This is a genomic window from Deltaproteobacteria bacterium, assembly GCA_016219225.1.
Lineage (GTDB): Bacteria > Desulfobacterota > RBG-13-43-22 > RBG-13-43-22 > RBG-13-43-22 > RBG-13-43-22.
The window spans coordinates 1-8,308 of sequence record JACRBX010000125.1; the positions used below are offsets into that span (position 1 = coordinate 1).

Annotated in this window: 6 protein-coding genes; all 6 read right to left on the reverse strand. The window is 50.5% G+C overall.

Annotated elements, in window-relative coordinates; genetic code table 11:
• Window positions 1-1,535, reverse strand: a 1,535-nt coding sequence (locus HY879_10950; protein MBI5603861.1) for a DNA ligase, incomplete at its 3' end; no start/stop codon positions are given.
• A gap of 309 nt (window positions 1,536-1,844) precedes the next feature.
• Complete coding sequence (locus HY879_10955) at window positions 1,845-2,750, reverse strand: ATP-dependent DNA ligase (GenBank protein ID MBI5603862.1); 906 nt, start codon at window positions 2,748-2,750, stop codon at window positions 1,845-1,847.
• Window positions 2,747-3,592 (reverse strand): Ku protein, encoded by an 846-nt coding sequence (locus HY879_10960; GenBank protein MBI5603863.1) that lies wholly within the window; start codon window positions 3,590-3,592, stop codon window positions 2,747-2,749. Before HY879_10960 ends, HY879_10955 begins: the two co-directional genes overlap by 4 nt.
• Before the next feature lies 1 nt (window position 3,593).
• Complete coding sequence (locus HY879_10965; protein MBI5603864.1) at window positions 3,594-4,361, reverse strand: Ku protein; 768 nt, start codon at window positions 4,359-4,361, stop codon at window positions 3,594-3,596.
• A 406-nt stretch (window positions 4,362-4,767) separates the two neighbouring features.
• The gene (locus HY879_10970) at window positions 4,768-5,724 is read right to left on the reverse strand and encodes a DUF882 domain-containing protein (protein MBI5603865.1); all 957 of its coding nucleotides are present in this window, start codon (window positions 5,722-5,724) and stop codon (window positions 4,768-4,770) included.
• Window positions 5,721-8,258, reverse strand: coding sequence for a DEAD/DEAH box helicase (locus tag HY879_10975; protein MBI5603866.1), 2,538 nt, complete (start codon window positions 8,256-8,258; stop codon window positions 5,721-5,723). Before HY879_10975 ends, HY879_10970 begins: the two co-directional genes overlap by 4 nt.
• Between the last annotated feature and the right edge of the window lie 50 nt (window positions 8,259-8,308).

Sequence of the window (8,308 nt, forward strand, 5' to 3'; positions counted from 1 at the left end):
AAAAAAACCGGCTGTCTCATGAGGCCTTCATCGGTCCAGCCGTGGAAACCCACTTCGCAAACCAACTCCGGCCTGACCCAGGTGGCTGGCCTATTGGTCTTGGGCTTTGCTTTAAAAGGGCATTCTTTTTGAATCAGGGGACCCAGTCTTTTGTGGATTGCCTTTAGATCCTCATCCCCGAACCCGCCGCCCGAATGACCGATGAAAATCAACTCGTCCCCTTCATAGACGCCCAAGACCAGAGTGCCGAAATATTTCCGGCCCCCTCCCGGCTCTGTGAATCCTGCGATCACGCCCTCCTGGGTGCGTTGCGTCTTCACTTTCAGCCACTGTCGGCTCCTTCTGCCTATCTGATAGGGGCTTTGGGCCTGTTTGGCCATGATCCCCTCGATGCCCTTTTCTTTGACGACCTTAAAAAACAAAAGGCCCTCTTGCCAGATGTGATCGCTGAATTTTATGTTTGCAGCCGGGGGGAGGAATTTTTTCAGGAGATCTTTTCGCCTGACCAGGGGCTGGTCAGTCAGATCATGCCCCTGGAAGTACAGGAGATCAAAGACATAGTAGAGCAAATGTCCGTTTCCGGATTTTGGGTAATCCTGCAGCAGTTGAAAATCAGGCTGTCCCCGATCATCGACCACGACGATTTCACCGTCCAAAACAGCCTCAAATCCGAATTTTTTGAGCGAGTCCGTAATTGGGGAAAACTTTTTGGTTAACGAGATCCGGTTTCGGGAATAAAGCGAAACGTCCTTGTCCCGGATTTCGGCCACGGCCCGGTAGCCGTCCCATTTCACCTCAAAGATCCAGTCCGGATGGTCAAAAGGTTCTTTGACCGGGGTGGCCAGCATGGGGCTTATGCCGTGGGGCATGGGTTTGGCCGGGACGTCCTTCAGGTCTTCCCCTTCCATCGCTTCCCGAAGACGGATTTGATTTATCTTGGTTTTTCCTGAAGGATTTTCCTGCCCGGCTTTGAAAATATCCTCCAGAGTTCTATGGGACACTACGGAACGGTTTTCCTTGAGAATATCTTCTTTGACGGCATGACGGTCTTTTTTCTTTATAAGCAGCCAGGACTTGTCGTCCCTTCCGGGCTTTACCAGGGCGAATTCACCATTGAGCTTTTCACCGGCGACAATAAACTTCATGTTCCCTTTTCGGAATCCGTCATGAAGAAGGTGTTCGCTTTCTTCTCGATTGTTTGCCGCAGGGTGAAGATAAAAGCCCTTGTCCCATATAATAACGCTCCCTGCTCCATATTGGCCCTCCGGGATAATCCCTTCAAAATCCTTGTAATCAAAGGGATGATCTTCCACCATGACGGCCAGCCTTTTCACGGAAGGGTCCATCGATGGCCCCTTGGGGACGGCCCAGCTCTTAAGTACCCCATCCAGCTCAAGTCGCAGATCATAATGCAGGGCCCGGGCTGCGTGCTTATGCACGACAAAAATGAGCTGGTCCCCTCCGGGCCGAAGACCCGGCCTGGGCTCGGGTGTTTTCTCGAAGACCCGCTTGGATTCGTATTCTTTTAAGCCCATATTAAACCCTCAAGCCCCGCCCGGGGCATCACGAAGCATGAAAAACCGAATATCGAATATCGAATAACGAATACTGAATATCGAAGGGGGCTTAAGACCAATCACTCCATGATTCGAAATTCAATGTTCGAAATTCGTATTTTCGAACTAAATCCTCATGACCCATTGGGTCATCACGAAGCATGAAAATAGGTTCAAGAAAAAAATTCAAAGCTGAAGGCTCAAAGCTCAAAGTGAAAACCCTGAACAAGGATCAAGGTTTTTCATACTTGAAACTTGAAACTTGCATCTTGAAACTTTATTTCTTCGCTAAAGATGTGGAAGCCTCTGTTTTTTCAGAAGCACCTCCTGAAAAAGGTCCCCCTTCTTTCCGGCTCGGCGTACGGCCTCCGAAGGCAGGACCTGTACCTTTTCCGGGTCTTCCGTTCCGGTTAAAAGCTCTACCTCCTCCCATAAAAGGGGAAAGGAAACAAACGGTTTTTCCCTGGCCCGCAGGGAATAAACACAGATCATCGTCTTGGAAGAATCGTTTTGAGACCAGTTGATAAAAACCTTTGCTTTCCGGTATTCCCTGGCCATTTTAGCGGTCACCAGGTCGGGATAATTTTTCTGCAGGACCTCGGCAACGGCCTTTGAAAATTTCTTGGTGTCCTCAAAGGTCGTCTCTTTGTGGTTCAGGGGGACATAGACATGGAGTCCTTTTTTGCCCGAGGTTTTTACATAGCCGGTCATCTGCAGTCCGGAAAGCAGGTCCCGGAGGATCAGTGCTACCCGGGCACATTCCCGGAGGTCGGCCTGCTCGCCGGGATCCAGATCAAAGACCATGGAATCGGGTGTTTCCGGGGAACCGGCCCTGGCCAGAGGCACATGGAGTTCAAGAGAGGCCAGGTTCTCCACCCAGACCAGGGTTTCCAGATCGTTAACCAGGCAGACTGTCATGGTCTCTTTACCAGCCCGGCCGACTTCCGCTGTTTTCACCCAGTCCGGATGATGAGAAGGACAACGCTTTTCGAAAAAGTAATCCTTTTCCACGCCTTCGGGATAACGTTTTAAGGTCAAGGCCCGGTCTTTCAAATAGGGCAGGATGAATTTGGCGATTCGGTGGTAATATTCCAGGATGTGGGCCTTGGTGAAACCATAGGAGGGATAGAGGTCCTTTTCAAGGTTCGATAGAGAGAGACTTTTGCCGGCGATCTCGACGATCTTTCGGCTCACCGCTTCTCCTTCATTTTGCGCATGATCTCCTGCAGCGCGTCAACCAGATCGGCCGGACCTTCTCCCTCTTCTTCCAGGGCCATGGGGGCCTCTACCAAAGCTTTTTCTTTCGACTTTTTCTTAAGGAGGGCCACGATTTTTTCCCGGCGCTCGTCCGCATATTTGTCCGGGTTAAAGTCGGCCATCATCTTCTTAATGTCCTTTTTCAGGCGGTTTTTTTCTTCGGCATCGATCGTGCCTTCCTTTGGAAAGAGGGCTGCATCGGAAAGTATTTCCTGGCTGTAATGCAGCGTGATCAGGGCCAGCGCCCCCGCCGTGCTTTTGACCGCAACGAGATACTCGCGGTCACCCAGCACAAATTTAGCGAGTCCGGCCTTGTTGGTTCGGGCCATTACCTCCACCAGCAGCCGATAGGATTTTTCGCCCCCTTTCGCGGGGATGAGGTAATAGGGGTGATCAAAATAGATCGAATCCACTTCCAGCATATCGATAAACTCGACAATCTCGATCGTCCGGCTCCGCTCGGGCGAAACGGATTCCAATTCCTCGTCCGTTATCAGGATGTATCGATCGGGTGCGATTTCGTATCCTCTGATAATCTCATCCGGGGGGACGGCCTTTTCTTCTTTCGGACAAAACATTCTTCTGGCCAGGGGAGCGTAATCCTTATTGTGGAGCAGGCGAAAGGAAACACGGCCGGGCTCCACGGCCTTAACCAACTGCACCGGAATCGCCACCAGGCTGAAGCTGATCGTCCCGCTCCATATTCCATGAACAGTAAATTCAGACTTCTTGTTTGAAGAGGGTTTCGCCGGGAAACGGATAGGATCGGTGGCTTTCAATTCAGGCCGCCTTTTTCAGACTGGCTTCAAGAGCCTCAAGCAATTTGTCTGATACCGTGGGTTTCAACCGCCGGGGACGCAGGAGCACAATTTTTTCTCCACGGGCTTTTTTATCGATTAAATTTTGCAGCTTTATCTGGTGTTCGTCTTCAAATTTTTGTGGCTGAAAAGGAGCGGTCAACTGATTGATCAGATCCACCCCGATTTTCAGTTCCTTTTCAGATAAAGAAAATTTCTGGAGGTCAAGAGATCTGGCCGAAATCACTTCGTCGGCATAGCGAAGCGTATTGAGACGGAGAATCTTCCCGCCGGTCTGCAAGGCCCCCAGATAGGACCGCTTTCTCATGGTCCAGGTGCAGATCCCTGCCGCCTGCATCTCCATCAAAGCCCCGATAAGGGCGTTATATTCTTTTAAATATTTATCCGGCTCCAGGTAGTAGGCGCGATCAAAGAAGAGGGGATCGATTCGTTCGGTTTTTACAAATTCGTGGACTTCGATCATCCGGCTGCTTTCCGGAACGGTTTGTTCCAGTTCCGCCGGATCGATGAGGATATATTTCCCTTCCTCCCATTCGAAACCTTTGGCCTGTGCCTCTATCGGCACCGGAATTTTTTCAAAAACACAGATCATCTGTTGGCGCAATTTCACACGATCCGGCTTGTGAAGAAGGTGAAACTGAATCCGCTCTTCCTTGACGGCGGTATGCAGCTTGACGGGCACATCCGTATCCCCGAAATGGATAGATCCTTTCCAGATTGTTCCTCCCATTCAAAAACCTCCGGTTCTTATGAACGAAAATAAAGTTGCAAGATGCAAGATTTAAGTATGAATTATGGGATCAGGGATCGGGGGCCAGGGATCAGGTGAAGAAAATGTTGCATGTTTCAAGCTGCCAGTGTAATAACCTTGAACCATACACCTTGCCCCTATCTAAAGCCCATAGCCCATAGTCTGAAAACATTTTCATGCTTCGTGATTCCCCGTAGGGGCACTAATTAATTATGATGACTATGCAAAAACCCGTCATTCCCGCGCAGGCGGGAATCCAGGCCATGCCTTATTAAATTAAATTACCAGCATTATTTAAAGAGGTAAATAGGGTGATTCCTGTATTTTTTAAAGAAAAAGCACCAGGTTTTAATGACAGGACATCTTTGGAATCGATCCGGCTTTCTTATCGGCGGCTGGACAAAGATTGAGATAGGATCTCGATTTCATTCGATATAATTTTTAAGGGCATCTGTTCAAAAGGCCGCTGGCAGAAATCCAGACGGATCCGGTAGCGGCCTTCCTTAATATTGGCGGGGAGGGCGAGGTTGATAAAATGAGAGGCCGTCCGATCTTTGATTAGAAGGCAGTCCGAAGCCTCCTGGGTCCGGATGTCCATCTCCATCAGGGGATTATTCCCATCTGGATCAGTCACCAGGATGGCCTTCTTCCCAATTCCGAACCCGAAATCGCTCACCGAAGACAGAGAAAGTCTCACGGTTTGGCCGGCCGCGTAACGGTCGAATTCGGTTGAAAGATACATGCGCCGGTTATAATCGCTTTCCCGGGTATCTACTTTGGAGGTGGCCGCCTCCCAGAATCTGGGCCGGCCGGCATCCAGATGGATCTCCTTCCCACCATAATGGCCGACCCCGCAACAATTCTGTTGGCGGATCATCTCCCAGAGTTCCTTGCTTTTAATCCCTTCGATATGAAAATCCAGGGCCAAGCCGTCCATGTGGGTGCTGGTTTTGGCTACTATCCCGCCCCCCTTTTTCAGGGAGGCATTATACTCAGGGCTCCGGTAGCCGGATGTCAGGAATATCTTTTTCCCGGGTGCCGCCAGGTCGGAAAAATAATCCAGCATGAAAATCAACCGGCGCGAGATGTGCTCCCCTTTCCGGTTCCCGGTATAGCCGAAGACCACGTCGATCCGGTCCAGGGCCGATTCATCAAAGGAGCCGTCGGGAAGAAGCAGGTCCACCTTGGCTTCCTTCTTGGTCTGTGCGTTTTGGATATGGATCTTCCCGTCCCCCATGAGGAAAAAAGGGGGAAATTTTAATTGGGCAAAGGCCGGCGAAATAAACAGGAAAAAGAAAAGGGGCCAGACAAGAAAGGGAATAAGCAAATCTTGTGACTTCAATGGGACTCCTTGGCGGATTTCGGGAGGCTATCGCCCTGAAAACCCATCATTACCCCCTGTAAGGCCGAAAAGATTTTCTGAATTGTTTCTGCTTCGGGAAGGGGGATTTTGAGGAATGATTCTCCTGTTTCCGGATCCTGGCTGATTCTTGGGCCTCTTGGTTTTGAGGCTTCCGGTGTTTCGCCGGAGGCCGGCCGGCCGAGGCCTTTGCTCAGATTCATTAAAAATTCCGCGCCACTCATTAGCAAAGGTTTCAAAAGGTCCAGCCCGGTACCGGTCCTATCTTCCCCAACAGGCACCGGCCGGCTTTCTCCCGAATCATGTCCCTCCGAAAGGATTGCCTGTTGATCCGATTCTTTTTCCGTTTCCTGTTGCCTGGCGATGGAAGGCCCGGCCTTTTCCAGGTTTTCCGCCAGGGTTTCCACGGATTGCATAAACCGTTTGAGTTGGGATTCGCCGATCATGACCACGTTTTCCCCATCCTGATCCAGGGCGCCGGCAAAGAGAGATCTTTTGAACTTAAGAAGATCCAGGATTCTTTCTTCGATGGAGGCCGAGGAGACAAAATTGATGACCCGAACCGGTTTGCGCTGGCCCAGCCGGTGGACCCGTCCGATGCGTTGTTCCAGGACGGCCGGATTCCAGGGGATATCCATGTTGATCACCGTGGATCCGCTCTGGAGGTTCAAGCCCACTCCCCCGGCATCGGTAGACAGAAAGATCCGGCAGGCCGGGTCTTCCTTAAAGTTAACCAGCAAATTTTTTCTCTGTTTAGCCGGGACCGTGCCGTTTAAGTGGACATAGCCGATCTGGTTTCGCTTAAGGATTCGCTCCACCAGTTCGGTCATGCGCAGCCACTGGCTGAAGATGACCACCTTTTCGCCGTCTTCCCCAAGGACCTCTTCCAGGATGATCTCCAATTCTTCGATTTTAGGTCCATGGACGGTTTTTTTATCCACCAGGTAGGTATTATCGGCGGCCATGCGCATTCTGGTCAGGGCGATCATCAAGCGGCGTTGATCGGCCTCGCAAAGGAATTTATAGCGCCGCCATTTGGCCACCAGTCTAACCACGATCTCATAGTTGTCGTCATGGATGGTCCCTTGCTCTTTGGTCAGGGGAACAAATAAATTTTTATCGATCCGTTCAGGAAGCTGCTCCAGGACCTCTCCTTTTTTCCGGCGGATCATGATGCTGCCCAGGGTTTCCCGGACGGCCTGCAGATCCTTGTAGCCGATAACCTTGCCCCCTTCATCTACGATCCGGTGGTTATGGAGAAAACGGTACAATGGCCCTAATGGCCGGCGACTGATAAATTCCACGATGGAGTGCAGTTCTTCTATTTTATTTTCAATAGGAGTGCCGGTCAGGACCAGGGCGAAGGGGGATTCGAGTTGTTTTACGGTTTGGGCCGTCCGGGTTTTCCAGTTCTTGATCCGCTGGGCCTCATCGAGAATAATCAGGTCCGGGGTCCAGGCCTTGATCTTTTCCAGGTCTCGGTAGACCAGTTCATAATTGGTGATTTTATAAAATGAGGCCGTCCGGTATTGTTGCTCCCGATGAAGATTGAAGCCTTCGATGATCTCCACCGGCCGGGAGGAAAATTTTTCGATCTCCCCTTTCCACTGGTATTTCAGGGTGGTCGGGGAAACGATCAAGACCTTACTGATTTGGAACAATTTGGCCATGAGTTCGGTGGCGGTGATGGCCTGAATGGTTTTTCCCAGGCCCATGTCATCGCCTATCAGACAGCGGCCGGCCTTAATGGCAAACAAGGCCCCTTCCCGTTGATAGGGGTATAACCGGGTTTTGATGATATCTTTAAAAATGGGGCTGTTGATTCCCTGATGGAATTGCTCCCGGATAATCTGCAGCCGGTGTTCCCGGTCCTGGTGTTCGGCAATATAGGCCATGACATCGTCATGGCAGCGTACTTCATGGCCGTTATTTGAAGGAAGGCGGTTTAAGTATTTGGGGAAATCCAGGATAAATTCTTCTTTGAGTCTCCCCTCGGGGGTAAAGAGCTTTTTCGCCCAGGTGAGCAACTCAGGGGGAAGGTTCTTTCCGGCCCTGAAGCGGACCTCCCTTTTCAGGCCATAATGTAAAAATATTTCGGAATAGGCCGGGGTATAGCCCTTTTGAAAAGCCTTTTCGGACCCTCGTTTTTTCATGAGATGGGCCAGGGTGAACTCGATATGCTTACAAGTCCCCAGATTATTGATGCTGAAGTCCGGACAGGAACAATGATTCATCCCCGTTTCCAGGCCGCGGATAGCCACCCTATAGGTCTTATCTGTCTCAGGATTGATAACCGAGAAGTCCGAAAATAAAGGATGGTCACCCAGGTTTTTGAGTTTAAAGGTCTGTTTCTGACCGTATTCTTTTCGAAGGAGGCGCTGCCATTCCTCAAGCTCCAGATGCTCCGGCTTGTGGGTCCTGGAAACTTTGCTCTGGATCGGTTTCTTTTCAGGACCGACGGACTTTTTTTGAGTTTTTCCCCTGCTCCCTGACCGGATGGTTGGTGATTTTCTCAAGATCCGATTACCTCCTTGGCTATTAATGCGTTACGATTATGGATTTCTAT

Bases quoted from the DNA above. Each gene is read 5' to 3' on its own strand.
- HY879_10965 (MBI5603864.1), bottom strand. From the start codon at position 4,361: ATGGGAGGAACAATCTGGAAAGGATCTATCCATTTCGGGGATACGGAT.